Here is a 19,844-nt window from a genome sequence, read left to right on the forward strand (position 1 = left end):
GCGGACGGTCGGGCTCGCCGCGGCGGCCGTCAACGCGGTGGCGATCCTCGCCCTGGTCGCCGCCTCCCAGGCGGGGCTCCCGTCGGCCTGGCAGATCGCACCGGCCGCACTGATCGGCCTCTCCGTCCCCCTGGTGGGCCCGCTCTCGCGCAGCCGGTGGGTGCGGCTGGCCGACGGGGACCCGGGGCTGACCTCCTCGATGCTCTCGCTCGACGGCATCGTGGACGAGGTCAGCTTCACCACCGGCCCCGCGCTGGTGGGCCTGCTCGCCACGCTGGTCTCCCCCGCGGCCGGCCTGCTGACGGCGGCCGCACTGACCGGCGTCTGCGCCACCCTCTTCGCCCTGCACCCGACCGCCGCCCGCGCGGGCTCCGGCGGCGGCGCGCAGGTGCGCGCCCCCGGGCGGCTGCTGAACGCGCCGTACGTCCTGGTGCTGGCCGGGATGGCGCTGCTGGGCGCCTGCTTCGGCTCGGTGCAGGTCGGGGTGACGGCCACCACGGACACCCTCGGGCAGCCGGGCGCGGCGGGGCTGATCTACGGGTTCATGGGCTTCACCAGCGCCTTCGCGGGGATCGCCACCGCCGCCCTGCCCGCCCGCTGGGAGCTGCCGCTGCGCCTGCGGGCGGGGACCGTCCTGCTCTGCGCCGCGTCCGTCCTGCTGCTGTTCTCGGGCGGCGGCGTGGCCGCCCTGGCCGCCGCGATCGGGTGCCTCGGCGTGGCGGTCGCCCCGCAGATGATCACCATGTTCGGGCTCGTGGAACGGACGGTGCCCGCCGCCCGGCTGGGCGAGGCGATGGCGGCGCTGGTCAGCGCGATCATCCTGGCCCAGTCGGCGGGGACGTTCCTCGGCGGCTGGGCGGCCGACCACGTCGGACCCACCGCGCCGTTCCGGATCACCGTCGCCGCCGCGGCGGCCGCCCTGCTGCTCGCCGCGTTCACCGCGACCGACCGCCGCTACCGCCGCCGGGGCGAAGCGGCGTCGGACAGCCCGTCAGGGGGCGCCCCGGGCGGCGCACCGGCCGCCGGACCGATTCCCAAGAACACCCCAAGCACCGGGGCGGATTCCCCGGAGAAAGCGGAGCCCGGGCGTCGGCGGCGTGAAGGGAACGAGGAGCCCGTGCAGCCCTCGCGGGCGTAACGCCCCCGCCCCTGCCACACGTTAGGCTCTGCCACCGATGTCCGCGCCACACCACACGGCGCGGGCATCGAGCCATTCGGACGGACGGACCGACTGACGTACCGGCAGACGTGAAGACGTCCCGGGGACGGGGGAACGGGAACCATGAGCGGCGGGACAAACACGGCACCCGGAGCAGGGGCGGCGGGCGGGTACGGCGTCAGCCTGGCCGGCCTGAGCGGCGTCGGCGACCAGCTGGGCAAGACGGCGACCGACATCGCGGCGGCCAAGGCCGCCTACGCCGGCTCGGTCTGCTACGCGTCGACGGCGTTCGGCGAGTTCGGCATGGACCAGGCCTGGGCCGCCTTCGACACCGCGTGGTCGAAGGAGATCACCGTCACCCAGCGCGCCCTCGACGAGCTGTCGCAGAAGATGTCGGCCACGACGCAGAACTACCGCAACGCGGAGAAGGCCGTCACCGCCTCGCTGGTGCCGGCAGGTGGCCGGTGAGCAAGGTCAAGGATCTGGAACACGCCCAGCACAGCATCGAGCAGCTGGAGTTCATGTTCGCCAACCTGCACCTGCTGCAGGGGATCAACGAGGCGCTGGCCGTGCCGGAGCCGGTCGGCGACCCGGGTGCCGTACGGGCGCGGGCGAAGGACTACGCGCAGGCGGCCTCCTCCTTCGGCCAGGCCTCGCAGGACCTCGCGGGCATCGCCACCAACCAGCTCCCCGCGGTCTGGACGGGTTCGGTGGCCGAGCACGCCACCCAGGCGATCCACGCGATGTCGGCCGAGACCACCACCTCCAAGGAGACGCTGGCCGAGGCGGCCAGGCTGCTGGACGCCTGGGCCAACGAGCTGGAGTGGGCGAAGCGGACCGACGCCGACGGCTGCCGCCAGCTGAAGGAAGCCGGCGACCGGGTCAAGGACGATCTCGGCGGCTTCGACGCCGACGCCCGTGCCACGGCGCTGTCCGGCGTCGGCGCCCGGCTGGCGGCCGCCCGCCGGGCCGAGAGCTCCGGCACCAGCACCGCGAGCAAGCTGAACCAGCTGACCTCCAAGGCCCGCGCCTCGCGCGCCGGCGAGGGCTCGCTCGACCCGCTGGCGGCCGTGGTGCTGGCCACCGAGAAGAACCCGGGCGCGGGCGAGGACGACGGCTACATCCTGACGCCGGGCCAGCTCGACCGCGCCACCCAGACCCTCGGCGTGATGACCGGAGCCGACCAGGCGGCCTTCCGCGCCCTGCTGTCCGGCGCCAAGTCCCCCGAGGAGGCCGCCTACCTCTGGAAGGCGCTGGCGGCCGGCCACTCGGTGGCCGACATCCAGAAGTTCGACGCCGGCATCCACCCGCACGGCGACGACCCGGCCTGGCTCGCCCAGCACCTGGTGCCCGCGACCAGCACCACGGACATCAACCGCGAGTCCTCGGACAACATCGACCTCACCTACCAGGGCCAGCAGGTCAACATCGACGGCTACGGCGTCTACTCGCAGCGCAACGTCAACGACTGCGTGGCCGCGTCGACCGTGATCGCCCAGGCCAAGCTGGACCCGCTGCTGATGTACCAGCTCACCACCGGCGGCACGCCCGACGAACCCGGCGCGGACTCCGCGCAGAACTTCGAGCAGCGGCTGCAGAAGACCTACGTGGACGAGTACATCGCGGGCCAGAAGGCCGACGGCCAGAAGACCTACCCCAAGGAGGACAGTGGTCTCGGCCCCAAGGCCCAGACCTACCTGGCCGACAAGGACCTCGGCAAGGCCACCGGCGCCGACTACGAGCACGTGGAGCTGGAGAGCGACGCGGACCGGCGGGCGGCACTGGCCCGGATCGAGAAGTCCGTGGACGAGGGCCTGCCCGTCCCGATCAGCGTCCGCAACGAGGACGAGGGCCACCAGATGATGATCATCGGCCGGGACGGCGACAAGCTCCAGATCTACAACCCCTGGGGCTTCACCTCCTGGGTGACCGAGGACCAGTTCGTCAACAGCCAGCTCGGCGGACTGACCCCCGGTGAACACCCCCTGAACAAGTCGACCGCCCTGGAGCTGCCGAAATGACCACCGTCCGGCCGGACGCCGACCTGGCTGACCTCGACGTGCCCGCCGCCATCACCCGCGGCCTGCTGCTCGACGGCGGGCCGCGCCAGGCCCTGTTCACCGAGGCCGCCATCGCCGCCGTGCACCGCGCCGAGGCGGCGGGCGTCGGCCCGTACCCGCTGGGCTTCCTCGCCCGGCACGTCCGGGCCGGCGGTTTCGCGGCCGCCCTCGCGCTGCCCGAGCCGGTGATCGGGCTGACCGGTCGCGCGCTGGTCCGCGACTGGCTCCAGGCCGCCGCGGCGAGCGGCGCCGACGTGGCGCGCGAGCACCTGTTCGCGCGCTGGCTGGCGGAGGTCTCCGCGCTGATCGCGATCCGGCGCGACATGCGGGAGTTGGACGACTGAGCGGCCGTCCGGTGCCTCGGCCTCCAGGGGGCCGGGCGGGGGCGGCGGGCGTTGCGGCGGGAGGTTCGCACGCCGCCGGCCGGCGAACCTCCCGCCCTATGATCTGATCATGATCGAAGGAACGCGGGTGAGACTGCGCGCGCTGCGCGCCGAGGACGCGGAGCACCATCTCCGGTGGCGCAACGACCCGGAGGTGGTCCGCCTGGCCTCCGCCGGGGACCCGTGCTTCGGGCCGGTCACGGCCGAGGCGGTCGGGATCGCGTTCGACGCCATGCTGCGACTGGTCCCGCGGGAAGCGGCCGTGCTCACCGTCGAGGAGTCGGCGACCGGGCGCGTCATCGGCGTCACCGACTACCGCGACCTCGACCCGTACCTCGGGGTCGCCACGCTCGGGATCACCATCGGCGAACGGGAGTTCTGGGGCCGGGGGCACGGGTCGGAGGCGCTGCGGCTGCTGGTGGACCACCTGTTCGGCGCGTACGGACTGCACCGGCTGGAGCTGGACACCTGGAGCGGCAACGAGCGCGCCGCCCGGGCCTTCGTCCGGCTCGGTTTCCGGGAGGAGGGCCGCCGCCGGTCGGCCGCCCTGGTGGGCGGGGTCCGCTACGACCGGGTCCTGTTCGGCATGCTCCGGGAGGAATGGGACGCGGCGAGGCCGTAGGCACGGGCCGGCCGAAGGGTACCTGACACCGCCCGGCGCCGGGTTTCCGCTCCGGCGCTCGCGTCCCTGCGCCAGACTGGCCCGCATGGTGGTTCTCCGCGTCCTCACGACCGACGACTGGCCGCTGTGGCGGGACGCCCGGCTCGCCGCCCTCGCCGAGGCGCCGTACGCCTTCAAGGCCCGGCTCGCGGACTGGGAGCACGGCGGCGAGCGACAGTGGCGCGAGCGCCTGGCGATGCCCGGCGCGTTCCACGTCGTCGCCCTGCTGGACGGCCGGCCGGCGGGCCTGGCCGGGGGCGTGCCCGGGGCGGACGGCGTGCCGGAGCTGCGGTCCGTCTGGGTCGGCCCCGAGGTGCGGGGGCGCGGGGTCGCGGACCGGCTGGTCGCAGCGGTCGAGGGGTGGGCGCTGCGGACAGGCGCCGCGGTGTTGCAGCTCGCGGTGGTTCCGGGCAACGAGGCCGCCGCCGCGCTCTACCGTCGCCACGGGTTCGTCGCCACGGAGGAGGCCGGGGAGCTGCTGCCCGACGGCACCGGCAGGGAGCTGCTGATGGCCAAGCCGCTGCGCTGACCACCCCTCATCGCGCTCCAGGACCTCGCCCGCCGGGGCCCGCGCCGGCGGGCGGTCAGCCTGGCCGCACCGCCGGGAACGCGCTCCGCAGCCGGGCCAGCAGTTCCCGCGCAGCCGGCCGCTGCGGGCCGTCCGCCTGCCAGGCGAGGGCGATGCGGGCACGGGCCTCCTGGTCGGCGAGCCGCCGGGTGCCGAGGCCGAGGACGGCGGCGTACTCGGAGGGGACCTCCGGAAGGACGGCCACGCCCAGCCCCCGGGCGGCGAGTTGGGCCAGCAGCGGCGGTGAGGAGGCCTCGAAGGCGATGTGCGGCCGGACACCGGCCCGCGCGCAGGCGTGTTCGAGGGTGGCGCGCAGACCGGTGCCGCGCGGCAGGCTGATCAGGGGGCGGTCGGCCAGGGCGGCTACCGGAAGGGGGTCGGTGGCGAGGAAGGGGTCGCCGACGGCGGTGGCGGCCACCAACGGGGTGTCCACCACCACCTGGAAGGCGATGCCCGGCGGGGGCTCCTGCTGCGCCACCCCGACGATCGCGATGTCCAGCTCCCCGCGGCGCAGGGCGGCGAGCATCTGCTCGGAGCCGGACTCGCTCAGCGAAATCTCGACGCCGGGGTGGTCGCGGTGGAAGCCCGCGAGCAGTTCGGCGACCGCGAACTCCTCCGTCGCCGCCCCCGACACCAGCCCGATCGCCACCTGCCCGCGCACCAGTCCCGCGTACTCGTCGGCGGTCTGCCGGATTCCCTCGACCGCCGCGAGGGCCGCCCGGACGTACGGGAGGACGGCCTCGCCGAGCTCGGTCGTGGTCACCGTCCGGCCCGAGCGGTCGAGCAGCCGATGGCCCAACTCGCGCTCCAGCTGAAGGATCTGGGCGCTCACTCCCGGCTGGGCGAGGTGCAGGCGCGCTGCGGCCCGGGTGAAGTTGGCCTCCTCGACCACGGCGGCCAGGTACTGCAACTGGCGAAGCTCCATAACCACTGATTCTAGTGATCAGAACAACTGTCTCTTGGACTTATGACGCCGCCCCGGGCAGGCTGACGATCATGGGAAGCAGCACCGCATCGACCGTCCGGGCCGCCATCGCCGCAGAGCGTCGCGAGCTGGCCGACCTCCTCGACGGCCTCAGCGAGGCCCAGTGGGACGCCCCTTCGCTCTGTGCCGGCTGGCGCGTGCGCGAGGTGGCCGCACACATGAGCACGGGGTTCCGCCACTCGCTGCCCCGCACCGCGCTCGAACTCGCCCGCGCACGCGGCAACCTGCACCGGATGACGGACCGCACCGCCCGGCGTGACGCCGCGGCCCTCGGACCGCGCGAACTCGCCGACGCCCTGCGGGAGAACGCCGACCACCCGTGGACGCCGCCGGTCGGCGGGTTCACGGCCGCACTCGGGCACGACGTCGTCCACGGCCTGGACATCACCGTCCCGCTCGGCCTGGACCGCCGGGTACCCGCCGACCGCCTGCGCCTCCTCCTGGATGCCGTCACCCCTCGCAGCCTCCGGTTCTTCGGCGCCCGGCTGGACGGTGCCGGGCTGCGCGCCACCGACCTCGACTGGTCCTACGCCGGTGACGGCGGCGGCCGCACGGTGGCCCGGCCGGCCCAGGAGCTTCTGCTGCTCGCCTACGGGCGGACGCTCTCCGACTGAGCCTGCGTCACCTCGTGCTGCCGGGAGCCCCGTTCGCCGCCCGGGCCGTGCGCGGTCGGCGAACGGGCCGGAACCGCTAGCGGTCGAGGGCGCGCAGGAAGGACGCCAGGTGCGCGTTGAACTCCTCCGGCTGCTCCATGTTGGGGTAGTGCGCGGCGCCCTCGACCGTGACCGTGCGCCCGTCCGCGACGGAGGCCGTGAGGCGGGCGGGCATGGCCAGGTGGTCCGCGCCGTCGAGGGCGCCGTTGATCGCGAGCACCGGAACGGTGATTCCGGCCGCGCGGGCCCAGGTGTCGGTGACGGGCACCCGGTGGTCCGGCTCGTCGGGGGTGTGCTTGAGGAGCGTGCCGAGGGCCATCGCGCGCTGCCGTTCCACGAGGCGGCTGTCGACGTCCTGCACCGAACGGTTCGGCCCGGCCAGGAACTTGAGGAAGGCGTCGGCCCATCCCTCGACGTCGCCCGCGGCCAGTGCCCGACCCCACTCGGCGAACACGCCCAGGACCCAGGGGTCCTGGAAGTCGGGCTCGCTGGTGCCCGCCCCGCTGATCACCAGGGCGCTGACCAGGTCCGGGTGTTCGAGGGCGGTGTCGACCGCGATCCCGCCCCCCATCGAGACGCCGACCAGCGGGACCGGCCCGGTGCCGAGGTGGCGCAGCAGGGCGGCGAGGTCGTCGCACGGGCGGAACGGCCGGGTGGCGTTGGCGGACCGGCCGTGGCCGCGGACGTCCGGCGCGATGACCCGGTACTCCGCCGCGAGGACGGCCAGTTGGGGGTCCCACATGCGGTGGTCGAGGAAGCCGCCGTGCAGCAGCACCAGCGGCCGGCCGGCGCCGGTGTCGAGGTAGGCGAGTTGGCCGTCCTCCGTGGCGAACGACGACAGGTCGGCGACAGGAGCGTCAGTGGCGTCAGTCATGACTCCCAACATGCCATCCTGCCAAGGGAATGACAACGCTGCCATGACGGTCGGCAGGCACGGGCGACCCCGAGGCCCGGGGGCCCCGCCCGCCGTCCCGTCGGGGGCCCGGCCGGACGACCGCGCGGCCGGGTGGTCAGGAGGTCCAACTCCGGGTGCAGAGCACCAGGCGGTAGCCGTCCGGGTCGGCGACGGTGACGCCGAACTCGTCCCAGTACGGGTTGTGCGCGGCCACGCGGGTGCCGCCGGCGGCCTCCAGGCGGGCGACCCGGGCCTCGTCCACGGGCGCGCCCAGGTAGAGCACGAAGAGGTCGTCGACGGTCGGGGTCGGGTCGAGGGGGCGCTCGGGGTCGCGGGTGAGCTCGAAGTGCCAACTGCCGCCGGGGATGCCGACCATGACGAGGTCGTGCTCGCCGGGGACGTGCTCGGCGGTGCGCCAGAGAACGGAGAGGCCGAGGCCTTCGACGTAGAAGCGTTCGGCGGCGGCGAGGTCCCGGGAGGGGCGGGCGACCCGGACGTGCGTAGTGGAGTCGATCATGCGGCGAGCGTACCGGTGGGCGCCCGAGCCGGTGCCCGATGAGGCGTCAGAGTCGCTTCAGGCGCTCGTCGTCGGGCGTCCGGGGGCAGGTGATGCAGGCGGAGTCCGGGCGGATCGCGTAGTAGAGGCAGCACCCGAGGCGGGTCCGGGTGGGGTGGCTGCGGCCGTCCGCGCCGCGCAGGGTCCGGAAGGCGGCGGCGCCGACGAGGGGTTCGGTCCCGCCGGGCAGAACGGCCTCGGCGGCGGCGACGGCTTCCGCCACCCCGGAGGGGCCGGCGGGACCGGTGGGACCGGCAGGACCGGTGGGACCGCCGGGCTGCGACGATCCGCCCGAGCGCTCGTCGAGCATCCGGCCGAGGTACCAGATCGCGGAGGCCAGGTCGTCCGTGACCATGCCCCAGAGCGCCCGGGTGCCGCGCCGGGTGGGCCCGGCGAACGCGGCGAGCAGCGGCTCGACGTGCGTCACGACCGCGGCGCGCAGCTCGGCCCGGAGCTCGTCGTCGCCGGGGAGGCTCACGTGGGCGCGCGGGCGGAGCGCGAGGTCGCCGGTGGGGGCGTGCAGCCAGAGGTCCGCCGCATCGATCACGGGGACCCGGCGGGCGAGGTACCAGGGGCCGGCGATCAGGACGGACACCGACCAGAGGTAGTGGTGCAGCAGCCGGGAGGCGGCGACGTGCGGGCGCGGGGCGGTGCCGTGTTCGGCGGCGACCGGGGCGATCCGGGCGGCCTCGCCGGCCAGCGCCGCCTCCAGGGCCGCCGGGTCGGCGGCCAACTCGGCGGCGGAGTACCAGCCCTGGGCGCGCGACGGGGACGGCTCGCCGTCCGCCAGCAGGGCGAGCCGGAGGACGGGACAGAGCTCCAGCAGCAGCCGGTAGTCCGCGTGGAGGGGGGAGGCGTCCCGGCGTGCGGCGGGCATGGGTGTGGCGGTTCCCGAGATCATCGGTACTCCCGAGCTCGAATTAGGTGAGGCTCACCTTATAGGCACTCGACCGCCGGTTCGCACGCGGGCGACACCCGGGAGCGGTCGCTCCGGACGCGGGCGACGCCCAGGCGCGGTCGACCCGGACGCGGACAAAGCCCAGGCGGGGACGATCCGGGCCGAGCCGGGACAGAAAGGTCAAGGCTTGACAAATTTAGGGTTACCTAACCTACTATCTCGCCTCGTGCTGACAACCGATCCGCCGGCCGCCCGGGCCCCGGCGGCGCCCCCGCCCTCCGTGGCGCGGCGGCCCCTTCTGCCGGCCGCCGGAGTCGACGTTCTCCTGCTCTGCGTCGCGCTGAGCCTCGCGCTCGGCTCCCGGGCCGTCCCGCTCCCCACGGTGCTCGACGCCCTCACCGGCGGCGGCCACGGTGCCGACGAGACCTGGATGTCCGGCATCGGTGTCCAGGCCGCCGACGCCATGCTCGGCGACATCGCCAAGGCCGTCGGCGTCGACGCGCCCAAGTAGCGGCCACCCGGGCGGGGCGAGCCGTGCGGAACCGCCCCGGCCCGTCCCGCACACACCCACTCGGAACTCCCCCACCACACGGTAAGGACCAGCGCCGACATGCGGCTCTACCTGCTCGCCCTCAACCCCACCGACTCGGTCACCCAGGGGTTCCTGCCGGCCGCCGCCCGGCTCGGGCTCGACGTCACCGTGCTCACCGACCACGCCGAACCGCACCGACGCGCCTATGCCGGAATGGACTTCGCCCCCCGGGTGGTGGAGTGCGAGGTGCGCGACTTCCGCGAGGTGATCGGAGTCGTGTCCCGGCACCGGGAGCGCGAGGCCGCGACGGCGCAGGCCGCTGCGCGATCGGCCGGCTTCGCGCTCTTCAGCAACAGCGACCACCTGCAGACCCAGACCGCCCTGGCCGCCGAGTACTTCGGGCTGCCGGCCAAGGACTGGAAGGCCACCCTGCGGGCCAAGAACAAGGGCGAACTCCGCCGCCACCTGGCCGCGGCGGGCGCCGACGCCGTCCGCTCGGCCGAGCTCGCTCCCGGCCAGGACCCCTCCGCACTGCGGGAGTCGGACCTGCCGTTCCCGGTCGTGGTGAAGCCGCGCGAGGGCGTCGCCAGCGAGGACGTCTCGCTGGTCGCCGACGCGGCCGAACTGGAGCGGCGCTGCAGGGAGATCCAGCACCGCCGGCCCGGGGCCGCCCTGGTCGTCGAGGAGTTCCTGGACGGCCGGCTGTGCACCCTGGAGACGCTCGGCGACGGGCGGCGGCGCCACGTCCTCGGCGGCTTCCGGACCAGGCTCTCCCCGCCGCCGCACTTCATCGAGGAGATGCTGGAGTTCGTCCCCGCCCACCCGCCCGCGGTGGTGGCGCAGGTCCTCGCCCAGCTCGACGCGATCGGCATCGGTCTCGGCGCCTGCCACACCGAGTTCGTCGTCCAGCCGGACGGCCGGGCCCGGATCATCGAGGTCAACTACCGCGCCATCGGCGACCAGTGCGACCTGATGCTCGCCGAGGCCCTCGGCATTCCGCTCTTCGAGCACATCCTCTCCGTCCACCTCGGCCGCGAACTCCCCGCCGACCTCGGCGAGCGGTGCGCCGGCACGCCGCTGCGCGCCCGCAACGAGGCGGTCTGCGCCGACCGGGCCGGCACCCTCACCGCCGCGCCCGGGCCGTACGACGAGGAACGCGACGGCGTCCGGCTCGCCTACCGGCCGCTGCGCCCGCTCGGCGAACGGCACGAGCACTACCGCACCAACCGGGACTACCTGGGCGTGATCTGGGCCGTCGGGCCCGAGCAGGCCGCCGTGGACGCCGCCGTCGCCCGCTTCGTCGCGGCCAACCGCTGGGAGATCACGCCGTGAGCGCCGCCCCCGTGCCCCCCGCCGACGCGCTGACCCTGCGCGTCCTCTCCGCCCTGGTGCGCGAGGACGCCCTCGGGCTGCGCACCCGTGGCGCCGTCGAGGAACGCGCGGACGGCCCCTGGCTCGTCCTCGCCGACGCGGGGATCGCGCTGCCCGTCACCGCCGACGGCTTCCAGAGCGAGTACGCGGCCAGGCTGCCGCTGCTGGAGGCCGACGGCAGCGGGCTCACCGGCGCGGAACAGGCCGTGGCCGCCCTGGCCGCCCTGGCCGGCCGCGCCGAGCCCGCGGACCGGCCCGGCTGGGCGGCCTTCGCCGAGGAGTGCCGGCAGACGCTCGCCACCATGGAGCTGCACGAACGCGTCCGGGACGAGGTACACACCGCGCTCACCGACCTGTACGGCGCCGACCCGGCGTACTGGACGGGCCCGGCGGCCGCCCTCGGCCACGACACCCTCGCCGCCCACCTCGACCACCCGGTCTACCCCACCGCACGCGGCCGCTCCGGCCTCACCGAACCGCAACTGCGCTCCTACGCACCCGAGTTCCACCCCGCCTTCGAACTGCGCTGGCTCGCCGTCCCGGCCGACGGGCTCAGCACGCACGGCGACCGGCCGCTGCCCAGCTGGTGGCCCACCCCGAGCTGGCTCGGCCTCGACCTGCCGGGCGGCGACGGCGCCTGGGCCACCCTGCCGGTCCACCCGCTGACCATCGGCGAACCGCTCACCGGGGCCCTGCGCGCGAGCGGCCTGGAGGGGCGGGCCGTCCTCGCCGGCCGGCCGTACCTGACCGTGCTGCCCACCCTCTCGATGCGGACCGTCGCCGTCGCCGAGGACCCCGTGCACCACCTCAAACTCCCGCTCGCCACCGCCACCCTGGGCCGGCTCAACCGCCGCACCATCAAACCCGGCACCCTGCGCGACGGCGCCGCCGGCCAGCGGCTGATCGAAGCCGTGCTGGAGCGCGAACCGCGCTTCGCCGGCCGGATCCTGCACGCCGACGAACAGAGCTGGGCACACGCCGGCCACGAACTGCTGGCCGTCCTGCTGCGCCGCCACCCCTGCGGGCTCGACGGGTCCGTCACCGTGCCGCTGGCCGCCCTGCTCGCCCCGGCCCCCGGCGGGCGGCTGGTGATCGACCACCTCGCCGACCGCTTCCACGGCGGCGACCCCGTCGCCCTCTTCGACGCCCTGCTGGAGCTGCTGCTCGACTGGCAGACCACCCTCTTCGGCTACGGCATCGCGCTGGAGTCCCACCAGCAGAACACCTCGCTGGTGCTGGACGAGGACGGCGGACTGCGCCTGCTCTACAAGGACGACGACGGGCCGCGCGTCCACACCGCCCGGCTCGCCGCGGCACTGGGCGAACTCGCCCCGGCACGGGAGGAGTTCGACGACGCCCGGATCCTCTGCGACGACGACCGGCCGCTGACCGACCTGTTCACCACCATCACCGGCCATCTCTGCACCGGCGCCCTGGCGTTCGGCCTCGCCGCCCACGGCCGCGCCGGCCTCGACGACCTGCTGGCCCTGCTGCGCAGGCGGCTGGCCGAGTCGCTCGACCGGATCGGACCGGCCGGCGAACCCCTTCGCACCGCCCTGCTCGACGCCGAACGACTGCCGGTCAAGGCGATGGTCACGGCCGGCACCCTGCTGACCAAGCAGCGCTCCGGCGCCGCCGACATCAACAAGCACTACACCGACGGCCCCAACTACCTGCTGCCACGGGCGTCCACGCCACCCGCGAACGGCCGGCCGGGCGACTCCCCGGGCGCCCGGTGACCGTCGACACGCTCGCGCAGCACTTCGGCAGCGGCACCAGCGGCCTGCGGAGAATCAGCCGGCGCCAGGTGCACGCGATGGCCGCCTGCTATTTCGTCGTCTCCTTCGCCGCACTCGGCCTGCCGCCGTTCCTGACCGACACCCTGCCCGCGCTCGGCGACCCGCAGGGCCGCTGGGCCGGGGCGCTCTACGTCGTGCCGACGGTGTTCAGCGCGCTCGGAGCCCCGCTCCGGGGGCGGCTCGCCGACCGGTTCGGCCGCAAACGGCTGCTGCTGCGCGCCCAACTCGGGCTCACCGTCTCGTTCCTGCTCGCCGGGGCCGCCGACAGCCTGCCCGCGTTCACCCTGGCCCTCGTCCTCCAGGGCTTCCTCGGCGGCACCTTCGCCGCCACCAACGGCTACCTGGCCGCCGCGCTCGACGGCGCGCAGCTCTCCCGGGCGCTCACCCTGATGCAGGGCGGCGCCGTGGCCGCCGGCGCCGTCGCGGCGCTGGCCAACGGCCGGTTCGGCGCCGCCTCCCCCGTGCTGGCGGGCACCGCCGCCGCACTGCTGGCCGCGGTCGCGGCCGCCGCACTCGCCGTCCCGTCCCGCAAGCGTTGGAGTCGCCGATGACCCACGAACTGCCCACCGCCGACCACGCGGTGGCCCACACCCTGCTCAACTGCCTGCTGCGCGAGGTCTCCGCGCCCGAGCACCAGACCGCCGTCGCCGACGGCCGCCTGCTGCTGCGCCTGCCCCGGCGCGGCGTCCTGCTCCGGATCGCGCTGCGCCGCACCTCGCTGCTCGGCGCCCACCGCTTCACAGGCCCGGTGGAGGAGGAACGGCCCGACGGCTGGTCCGAGGTGGACTGGCACGTGCTGGCCGGGTACGTCCGGGACGAGCTGGAGCTGCGCACCGGATCGGTCAACGAGGAGTTCCTGGACCAGCTGACGTCCAGTCACGAGGTGGTCCGCTCAGGGCTGGAGGACCGCCCGACGCCCGGCGCGGACCGCTACCTGGAGTCCGAGCAGGCCCTGCTCCTCGGCCACCGGTTCCACCCCGCGCCCAAGTCCCGCTCCGCCGAGCGCGGCGACTGGCGGTCGTACGCGCCCGAGTCCCGGGCGGCGTTCCGGCTGCACCACCTGGCCGTCCGCGAGGAGCTGGTCGCCGAGTCCTCCGCGGACCCGGCGGCGACCGCCCTGCTGGACGGACTGCGCGAGGTGCCGGACGGCCACCGGCTGCTGCCCGCCCACCCCTGGCAGTACCAACTCATCGCCGGACACCCGCTGTTGCGCGGCGCACTGGAGAGCGGGGACGTCCTGGACCTCGGCCCGGGTGGCGAACCGTTCACCGCCACCGCCTCGGTCCGCACCCTGTACGGCGCGGGCGCGTTCCTGAAGTTCAGCCTCAATGTGCGGATCACCAACTGCCTGCGCAAGAACGCCGCCTACGAGCTGACCGGCGCCGTAGCCCTGACCCGCCTGCTCGGCCCCGCACTCGCCGACCTCGCCGAGCGGTTCCCCGGCGCCGCGATGCTGCGCGAGCCCGCCTTCCGCACGCTGGCCCTGCCCGGCGCGGACGGCCGCCCGGACCGCTCGCTCTACGAGGGGTTCGGCCTGATCGTCCGCGAGGGCTTCGCGGAAACGCTGCACCCCGGCGTCACGCCGCTGCTGGCCGCCGCCGTCGCCGACGAGCACCCGACCAGCTCGGCGCACGTCTCGGCGCTGCTCGGCCCGGACGCGGGCGTGCAGGAGGCGCTGGACTGGTGGACGGCCTACCTGCGCCTGCTCGTTCCGCCGGTGCTCGCGGCCTACTTCGACCACGGCGTGGTACTCGAACCGCACCTGCAGAACGTGCTGATCGGCGTGGACGCGGCCGGCCGGCCCGCCCAGGTGCTCTTCCGCGACCTGGAGGGGACCAAGCTCGTCCCCGACCGCAACGCCGCCCTGCTCGCCGCCCTGCCGCCCGAGGTGGCCGGCCCGATGGCCTACGACGCCGAACGCGGCTGGGACCGGGTGGTCTACTGCCTGCTGGTCAACCACGTCGCCGAGCTGCTGGCCGCCCTCGCCGACCGCCACCCGCAGGCGGAGGGCGCACTCTGGGAGGCCGTCCGGCGCGTCCTGGAGGAGTACGCCGCCGCCCATGGCCGCCCGCCCCGACTGCGCGCCCTGCTCGCCGGGGTGCCGCTGCCCGCCAAGGCCAACCTGCTGACCCGCTGGGAGCGCCGCCCCGACCGCGAGGCCGGCTACGTCCGGCTGCCGTCCCCGCTCGCCCGCACCGTCCTCGCGGAGGCCGCGCACCTGCCGCCGCAGGGCGCGCGGACGCCGGCCCGGAGCGCGCGGTGACTCCGCCCCGCCTCCACCGGCGGCCACCGCCTCCGCGTGCGCCGGATGCAGCGCCGGCCTTCGGCTGCCAACCGCCCCGCGCGCATGACGACTTGGAGGGCCCGACGATGGGAGTGTCCGATGACCCGGAGCAGTCGATGACCGAGGCCGTCCGCCGGCACGTCGCCGGGCTGGCGCCGGAGGCGCTGCCCGCCTTCGTCCACGACCTCGCGGCGCTGCGCTCGCACGCCGCCGCCGTGCGGGCCGCGCTGCCCGCACGCGTCGAGCTCTACTACGCCGCCAAGGCCAACCCCGACGCGCCGCTGCTGGCCGCCCTTCGTGACGCGGTCGACGGCTACGAGGTTTCCAGCGGGGGCGAGTTGGCACACGTCCGGCAGGCCGTGCCGGGGGCGCCGCTGGCCTTCGGCGGGCCGGGCAAGACGCCCGCCGAGATCGTGGCCGCCGTCGACGCCGGGGTGCACCGCTGGCACGTCGAGAGCGAGCAGGAGCTGCACCGGCTCGCCGCCGTCCTGGCCGACGACCGGCCGCAGGCCCGCGTGGACGTGCTGCTCCGGGTCAACCTGCCGGTGGGCCCGGGCGCACTGGACACGGTGGCGCTCGCCATGGGCGGCCGCCCGACCCCGTTCGGCCTCGACCCCGACCGCGCCGAGGCGTGCGCCCGTCTGCTGACCGATCCGCTCGGCCCGTTCGCCCCGCTCCACCGGCGGCTGCGGCTGCGCGGCGTGCACGCCCACCTGGCGAGCGGGCTGACGGCGGCCGGACAACTGGCCGTCGCGGAGCAGGTCGTCGACTGGGCGGCCCGGCTGGCGCGACGGCACGCGTTCAGGCTGGACGAGGTCAACGTGGGCGGCGGCATGGCCGTCGACTACGCCGACCCGCAGGCGCGCTTCGACTGGGCGGCCTTCGGCGCGGGCCTGGCCGGGCTGCTCGACCGGCACCCCGGGCTGACCCTACGGATCGAGCCGGGCCGCGCCCTGACCGCCTACTGCGGCTGGTACGCAACCGAGGTGCTGGACGTGAAGCAGAGCCACGGCGAGGACTTCGCGGTGGTCCGCGGCGGCACCCACCACCTGCGCACCCCGGCCACCCGGGGCCACGACCAGCCCTTCACCGTGCTGCCGGTCGACGCCTGGCCGCACCCCTGGCCGCGGCCGACGGTCACCACCGGCCGTGCCACCCTGGCCGGCCAGCTCTGCACCCCGAAGGACGTCCTCGCCCGGGCCGCGCCGGCCGCGGAGGGCCTCCGGACGGCGGACCGGGTGCTCTTCGCGATGGCCGGCGCGTACGGGTGGAACATCTCGCACCACGACTTCCTGATGCACCCCCGTCCGGGGTTCCACTACCTGGGCGGGTGAGACCCGGCCCCGCCGGCCCCGTGCGGGCGGCGGCCGTGGCCCTTCTGCCGACAGATTGCGGAATCTGTCAGCAGAAGGGTCGCAGCCCCGGGCCGCCGGCCGCCGCTCCCCCGTCGGAGGGGGCTGCCGCAGGTCAGCACCGCACAGGCGTGCGAGAGTGGTAGCCAGCGAAGGGAGCGCGGACGTGCTGATGGACAGGGTGGCGGAGATCCTCGCCGAGGCGTCGGCCGAGGTGGTGGAGCCGCGGTTCCGGGCGCTGGCCGCCGGCGAGGTGATGGAGAAGGCCCCCGGCGAGGTGGTCACCATCGCCGACCGCGAGGCCGAGGTGATCATCGAACGACGTCTGCGCGAGCTCCTGCCCGTCCCGGTCGTCGGCGAGGAGGCCGTCGCCGCGGACCCCGGACTCGCCCGCGCACTGCACTCCGAGCCGGCCGTCTGGCTGGTCGACCCGGTGGACGGCACGGCCAACTTCATCGCCGGCCGCCCCGAGTACGCCGTGATGGCCTCACTGGTGCGCTCCGGGGAGACCGTCGCCGCGTGGATCTGGCAGCCCGAGACCGCCACCTCCTACACCGCCGAGCTGGGATCCGGCGCCTGGCGCAACGGCCACCGCCTCACCCGGACGCCCGCGCCCGGCGACCCCGCCGACTGGCGCGGTTCCGTCAAGAGCCGCTTCCTGAGCCCGGACCGGCGCCGGACGCTGGAGGCCAACGCCGCCGCGTTCGGCGAGATCTCCCCCGGCCGGCACGCGGCCGGGATCGAGTACCCGGACATCGCCGAGGGCGCCCTCGACTTCATCCTCTACTGGCGCACCCTGCCGTGGGACCACGCCCCCGGCTCGCTGCTGATCAACGAGGCCGGCGGCGTCTCCGCCCGCCTGGACGGCAGCCGCTACCGGCCGGAGGCGCCGGGCGGCCAGGACGGCCTGCTGGTCGCCGCCGACCCGGAGGCCTGGGAGCGCACCCGCGCCATCCTGATCGGCCGGTAGGCCCCGGCGACCACCCCGTCCCGCCCCGGTGGCCGCCCCGCCCCGGTGGCCGGTCACCGGGCCGCCCGGCCTCACCAGAGGACGGGCAGCCGCTCCGGCAGGCGCTTGATGAACCCGGGCCGCCAGGCCAGCTGCTCGACCGGCAGGGCCAGCCGCAGGCCCGGCAGCCGCTCGACCAGCGCGGTGACCGCGATCTCGGCGTGCGTGCGGCCGAGCGCCGAGGCCGGGCAGAAGTGGCGCCCGCCGCCGAAGGCCAGGTGCGGGTTGCTCGTCCGGTCGAAGTCGATCTTCTCCGGGTCCGGGAAGACCGCCGGGTCGTAGTTGGCGCCCTCGATCAGGACGAGGACCAGCTCGCCCTCCTTCACCTCCACCTCGCCGAGCCGCACGTCCGCCAGCGCGATCCGCGGCAGCGCGTCGCCGATCGACAGGTTGACCCGGAGCAGCTCGTCCACCGCGCGGCCGATCAGCGCGGGCTCCCGCCGCAGCCGCTCGGCCAGTTCGGGCTGGCGGGCCAGGTAGACGATCGCGTGCAGCAGGAACGAGGAGGTGGAGACGGCGCCCGCGCCGAACAGCGACAGTGCCACGGTCGCCAGCAGCTCGTCACCGACCTGGTCCGAGACGTCGGGCGAGCGGCGCAGTTCGGCGAACCGGCCGAGGAGGCCGTCCTTGGGCTCGGGGTCGGCGCCCAGCCGGTCGAGCATGTAGCCGAGGTCCTTGTACCAGTTGGACGCCGCGCCCTCGAACGGCACCGGGCTGGTGATGAACGCGACGTCGATGCCGGCCATCAGCCGCCGCCAGTCCTCGGTGGGGATGCCGAGCAGCCGGCAGTGCAGGGCGGCGGAGTAGGGGTCGGTGAAGCCGTCGCGCAACTCGCCGGGGGCGCCCCGGTCGACCAGCGTGTCGATGAGCCGGTGCGCCTCGGCCTGCAGCCAGCCGTCCAACTCCTTGTCGGCGCGCGGCGAGAGGGTCTTCATGACGGCGTTGCGCAGACCGGCGCTGTTGACGTTGCCCATGTTGTTGACCACCTCGGGCGGGATGGTCAGCGCGTACTGGCGCGGGACGCCCGGGTTCGCGGTGTCCTTGAGGCTGAACCGCTCGTCCTCCAGCACCTGCTTGGCCAGTTCGTAGCTGCTGACCAGCCACGCGGGGTCGCCGGTCATGGTGCGGACCCGGGCGACGGGCTGCTCCTCGCGCAGCCGCCTCGCCTCCTCGGGCAGGACGTCGCCTCTGCGGGAGAGCGGGAAGGTCAGGTCGGTCACGGGTGTGCTCCAGGTACGGGAGGGGCGTCCGGGGAACGCTGCGGATGGGGAAGGCAGGGAGATGGGGAAGGGCTGGGGAACGCGAAACACTGCGGGACGGCGGCGTGGTGGAACGGGAAGGGCCGCGAGAAGCACTGCGGGACGGGCAGCGTCGTGGGGAGGGAAGCGCCGCGGTGGGGCGGGAAGCGCCACTGCGGACGGGGGCAGCGCCGCAGGAGGGCCGCGCGCTGCGGGAAAGGGGCCCGGGACGGGATCAGGCGGCGCGGGCCGGCTCCACGGCAGCCGCGGCGCCGATGCCGACGGGCCCGGACGGCGCCGCCGGGCGGACCACCGCGTACCCCTGGGCGGGCGCCGCACGCAGGCCTTCGTCACGGCCGAACAGAACGGGGGTGAGCGGCAGTTGGAGGTGGTAGCAGCTGACCGACGAGGGCACTCCGAGCAGTGCCGGGGTGTCCAGGAAGAACGGCAGCTCGGCGGTGATGTACCGGAGCCCGGCGGCGAGTTGCGGCTCGTTCGGGGCCAGCCCCTCGTCCATCCGGGCGGCCAGGAAGCCCCGCGCCATCCCCTCGGCCGCCTCGCGGAACTCCCGGTCGGTGCCGAGCGCGTCGACGGCCTGCCGGTGCAGCCGCCGGTACACGGGGTGGCCGGCGAACTCGGAGAGCGCGTGCATCCGGACGCCGTCGGGCGAACCGGCCTCCTCGGCGCCGCGGGCGATCCGCCGGGCGGTGGCCTTGACCTCCTTGACGGCCCGGCGCTCGGCCCGTTCGGCGTCGTAGCCGAAGGCCTCGTACTGCGCCCCGACGTGCAGGTCGGCGTGGACGATGTCGATCCGTTCGAAGAACTCCCGCCCCCACCCGATGAGTTCGGCTATTCGACGGTGGCTGAAGTAGCTGTTTCCCGGACTGACACCGATCAGCAGGTGGTCGCCGCGCCGCCAGATGTCCCGGCAGCGGTCGGAGAACGGCAGTGCCTCGTACGTGTTCGTATCGATGGTGAAAGTGCTTTCTCCCGGGAGGGTTTCGCGCATGCCTTGCCTCCGCTTCGCAGGATTGTTCAAAGGATTTGGCCTCACGTGGTTCACGCGGTTTTTACCGGGGTTCACCGAAGTGCACGGCGGATAGGCGGAGTTCACCCGGCTGTAAGGGTGGGCTCACCGCGTGCGGATGGCGCGCGCCTGGTCAGACGGCCTGCACCGGAGAGCCGTGTGCTCTTGGTGGGGCGGTGACCACATGAAGTTACCGCCGCTCTTCGGGATCTCCGCAAGCCCTGCCGGGGGGTTGGCGAAATCTGATCTCCGGGCGGCCGGAATCGGCCTGTACTCCCACGGAAACGTATGTCCACGGAGGCTTTTCCGGGGCGGCCGGATATCCCCCGGACAGCATGTCACGCCAGTGTGGGTTCCTCCAACATCCGGCCGCGGAAAAGGCGTTGGTTCTGAATGTGGCGCGCGGCGGGCGAG

At 74.8% G+C, this 19,844-nt stretch carries 20 protein-coding genes; 14 read left to right on the forward strand and 6 right to left on the reverse strand.

Annotated features, from left to right (window positions below; translation table 11 throughout):
• The 6 genes from ACFC1F_RS08420 to ACFC1F_RS08445 form a co-directional block, all read left to right on the forward strand.
• Positions 1-1,138 (forward strand): MFS transporter (locus tag ACFC1F_RS08420; RefSeq protein WP_376156570.1); only part of this gene is annotated, 1,138 nt, incomplete at its 5' end.
• Between the two features lie 144 nt (positions 1,139-1,282).
• Positions 1,283-1,627: a type VII secretion target gene (locus ACFC1F_RS08425; protein ID WP_148641807.1), complete on the forward strand. Its 345-nt coding sequence runs from the start codon at positions 1,283-1,285 to the stop codon at positions 1,625-1,627.
• Positions 1,624-3,180 (forward strand): WXG100 family type VII secretion target, encoded by a 1,557-nt coding sequence (locus ACFC1F_RS08430; RefSeq protein WP_376156572.1) that lies wholly within the window; start codon positions 1,624-1,626, stop codon positions 3,178-3,180. Before ACFC1F_RS08425 ends, ACFC1F_RS08430 begins: the two co-directional genes overlap by 4 nt.
• Positions 3,177-3,563 (forward strand): hypothetical protein, encoded by a 387-nt coding sequence (locus ACFC1F_RS08435; protein WP_376156574.1) that lies wholly within the window; start codon positions 3,177-3,179, stop codon positions 3,561-3,563. The genes ACFC1F_RS08430 and ACFC1F_RS08435 overlap by 4 nt, the downstream gene beginning before the upstream one ends.
• A 109-nt stretch (positions 3,564-3,672) precedes the next feature.
• Positions 3,673-4,224 (forward strand): GNAT family N-acetyltransferase, encoded by a 552-nt coding sequence (locus tag ACFC1F_RS08440; protein WP_376156576.1) that lies wholly within the window; start codon positions 3,673-3,675, stop codon positions 4,222-4,224.
• An 85-nt stretch (positions 4,225-4,309) separates the two neighbouring features.
• Positions 4,310-4,792, forward strand: coding sequence for a GNAT family N-acetyltransferase (locus ACFC1F_RS08445; protein ID WP_376156577.1), 483 nt, complete (start codon positions 4,310-4,312; stop codon positions 4,790-4,792).
• 55 nt (positions 4,793-4,847) lie between these two features.
• Here ACFC1F_RS08445 and ACFC1F_RS08450 read toward each other — a convergent pair whose 3' ends face one another.
• On the reverse strand, positions 4,848-5,756 hold the full coding sequence (locus ACFC1F_RS08450) for a LysR family transcriptional regulator (RefSeq protein ID WP_376156578.1): 909 nt from the start codon (positions 5,754-5,756) through the stop codon (positions 4,848-4,850).
• A 71-nt stretch (positions 5,757-5,827) separates the two neighbouring features.
• Between ACFC1F_RS08450 and ACFC1F_RS08455 the strand changes: the two genes are divergently transcribed.
• Entirely contained in the window at positions 5,828-6,430 is a 603-nt protein-coding gene (locus ACFC1F_RS08455; protein ID WP_376156579.1) for a maleylpyruvate isomerase family mycothiol-dependent enzyme, read from the forward strand.
• A gap of 76 nt (positions 6,431-6,506) precedes the next feature.
• Here the strand turns inward: ACFC1F_RS08455 and ACFC1F_RS08460 are convergent, their stop codons facing one another.
• The 3 genes from ACFC1F_RS08460 to ACFC1F_RS08470 form a co-directional block, all read right to left on the reverse strand.
• Positions 6,507-7,343 carry an alpha/beta fold hydrolase gene (locus ACFC1F_RS08460; RefSeq protein WP_376156580.1) on the reverse strand — a complete coding sequence of 279 codons (837 nt, stop codon included), beginning with the start codon at positions 7,341-7,343 and terminating at the stop codon, positions 6,507-6,509.
• Between the two features lie 136 nt (positions 7,344-7,479).
• Entirely contained in the window at positions 7,480-7,881 is a 402-nt protein-coding gene (locus ACFC1F_RS08465) for a VOC family protein (RefSeq protein ID WP_376156582.1), read from the reverse strand.
• A 46-nt stretch (positions 7,882-7,927) separates the two neighbouring features.
• Positions 7,928-8,797, reverse strand: coding sequence for a (2Fe-2S)-binding protein (locus tag ACFC1F_RS08470; RefSeq protein WP_376156584.1), 870 nt, complete (start codon positions 8,795-8,797; stop codon positions 7,928-7,930).
• Between the two features lie 247 nt (positions 8,798-9,044).
• Here ACFC1F_RS08470 and ACFC1F_RS08475 point away from each other — a divergent pair, with 247 nt between their 5' ends.
• From ACFC1F_RS08475 to ACFC1F_RS08505, 7 genes are all read left to right on the forward strand, one after another.
• Positions 9,045-9,329, forward strand: a complete 285-nt coding sequence (locus ACFC1F_RS08475; protein ID WP_376156586.1) for a hypothetical protein — start codon at positions 9,045-9,047, stop codon at positions 9,327-9,329.
• A 99-nt stretch (positions 9,330-9,428) separates the two neighbouring features.
• Positions 9,429-10,682: an acetyl-CoA carboxylase biotin carboxylase subunit family protein gene (locus ACFC1F_RS08480; protein ID WP_376156587.1), complete on the forward strand. Its 1,254-nt coding sequence runs from the start codon at positions 9,429-9,431 to the stop codon at positions 10,680-10,682.
• Positions 10,679-12,460 carry an IucA/IucC family protein gene (locus ACFC1F_RS08485; RefSeq protein WP_376156590.1) on the forward strand — a complete coding sequence of 594 codons (1,782 nt, stop codon included), beginning with the start codon at positions 10,679-10,681 and terminating at the stop codon, positions 12,458-12,460. Before ACFC1F_RS08480 ends, ACFC1F_RS08485 begins: the two co-directional genes overlap by 4 nt.
• On the forward strand, positions 12,457-13,071 hold the full coding sequence (locus tag ACFC1F_RS08490; protein ID WP_376156592.1) for an MFS transporter: 615 nt from the start codon (positions 12,457-12,459) through the stop codon (positions 13,069-13,071). Before ACFC1F_RS08485 ends, ACFC1F_RS08490 begins: the two co-directional genes overlap by 4 nt.
• Positions 13,068-14,783: an IucA/IucC family protein gene (locus tag ACFC1F_RS08495; protein ID WP_376156594.1), complete on the forward strand. Its 1,716-nt coding sequence runs from the start codon at positions 13,068-13,070 to the stop codon at positions 14,781-14,783. The genes ACFC1F_RS08490 and ACFC1F_RS08495 overlap by 4 nt, the downstream gene beginning before the upstream one ends.
• A gap of 107 nt (positions 14,784-14,890) precedes the next feature.
• Positions 14,891-16,138: a type III PLP-dependent enzyme gene (locus ACFC1F_RS08500; RefSeq protein ID WP_376156596.1), complete on the forward strand. Its 1,248-nt coding sequence runs from the start codon at positions 14,891-14,893 to the stop codon at positions 16,136-16,138.
• Positions 16,139-16,328: 190 nt separating this feature from the next.
• The gene (locus ACFC1F_RS08505) at positions 16,329-17,126 is read left to right on the forward strand and encodes an inositol monophosphatase family protein (protein ID WP_376156692.1); all 798 of its coding nucleotides are present in this window, start codon (positions 16,329-16,331) and stop codon (positions 17,124-17,126) included.
• A 71-nt stretch (positions 17,127-17,197) separates the two neighbouring features.
• Here ACFC1F_RS08505 and ACFC1F_RS08510 read toward each other — a convergent pair whose 3' ends face one another.
• Positions 17,198-18,385 (reverse strand): cytochrome P450, encoded by a 1,188-nt coding sequence (locus ACFC1F_RS08510; protein WP_307852874.1) that lies wholly within the window; start codon positions 18,383-18,385, stop codon positions 17,198-17,200.
• Positions 18,386-18,638: 253 nt separating this feature from the next.
• Positions 18,639-19,412, reverse strand: a complete 774-nt coding sequence (locus ACFC1F_RS08515) for a tRNA-dependent cyclodipeptide synthase (RefSeq protein WP_376156598.1) — start codon at positions 19,410-19,412, stop codon at positions 18,639-18,641.
• Between the last annotated feature and the right edge of the window lie 432 nt (positions 19,413-19,844).

Origin of the sequence: Kitasatospora sp. NPDC056181, assembly GCF_042266225.1 — a bacterium.
In the GTDB taxonomy this organism is placed as follows: Bacteria; Actinomycetota; Actinomycetes; order Streptomycetales; family Streptomycetaceae; genus Kitasatospora.

What these genes read in the sequence shown, in the direction of transcription:
- ACFC1F_RS08425 (WP_148641807.1), top strand. Translation starts at nt 1,283, where the DNA reads ATGAGCGGCGGGACAAACACGGCACCCGGAGCAGGGGCGGCGGGCGGG.
- ACFC1F_RS08495 (WP_376156594.1), top strand. Translation starts at nt 13,068, where the DNA reads ATGACCCACGAACTGCCCACCGCCGACCACGCGGTGGCCCACACCCTG.
- ACFC1F_RS08470 (WP_376156584.1), bottom strand. Translation starts at nt 8,797, where the DNA reads ATGCCCGCCGCACGCCGGGACGCCTCCCCCCTCCACGCGGACTACCGG.
- ACFC1F_RS08500 (WP_376156596.1), top strand. Translation starts at nt 14,891, where the DNA reads ATGGGAGTGTCCGATGACCCGGAGCAGTCGATGACCGAGGCCGTCCGC.
- ACFC1F_RS08505 (WP_376156692.1), top strand. Translation starts at nt 16,329, where the DNA reads ATGGACAGGGTGGCGGAGATCCTCGCCGAGGCGTCGGCCGAGGTGGTG.
- ACFC1F_RS08465 (WP_376156582.1), bottom strand. Translation starts at nt 7,881, where the DNA reads ATGATCGACTCCACTACGCACGTCCGGGTCGCCCGCCCCTCCCGGGAC.
- ACFC1F_RS08440 (WP_376156576.1), top strand. Translation starts at nt 3,673, where the DNA reads ATGATCGAAGGAACGCGGGTGAGACTGCGCGCGCTGCGCGCCGAGGAC.
- ACFC1F_RS08515 (WP_376156598.1), bottom strand. Translation starts at nt 19,412, where the DNA reads ATGCGCGAAACCCTCCCGGGAGAAAGCACTTTCACCATCGATACGAAC.
- ACFC1F_RS08450 (WP_376156578.1), bottom strand. Translation starts at nt 5,756, where the DNA reads ATGGAGCTTCGCCAGTTGCAGTACCTGGCCGCCGTGGTCGAGGAGGCC.
- ACFC1F_RS08455 (WP_376156579.1), top strand. Translation starts at nt 5,828, where the DNA reads ATGGGAAGCAGCACCGCATCGACCGTCCGGGCCGCCATCGCCGCAGAG.
- ACFC1F_RS08480 (WP_376156587.1), top strand. Translation starts at nt 9,429, where the DNA reads ATGCGGCTCTACCTGCTCGCCCTCAACCCCACCGACTCGGTCACCCAG.
- ACFC1F_RS08460 (WP_376156580.1), bottom strand. Translation starts at nt 7,343, where the DNA reads ATGACTGACGCCACTGACGCTCCTGTCGCCGACCTGTCGTCGTTCGCC.
- ACFC1F_RS08445 (WP_376156577.1), top strand. Translation starts at nt 4,310, where the DNA reads ATGGTGGTTCTCCGCGTCCTCACGACCGACGACTGGCCGCTGTGGCGG.
- ACFC1F_RS08435 (WP_376156574.1), top strand. Translation starts at nt 3,177, where the DNA reads ATGACCACCGTCCGGCCGGACGCCGACCTGGCTGACCTCGACGTGCCC.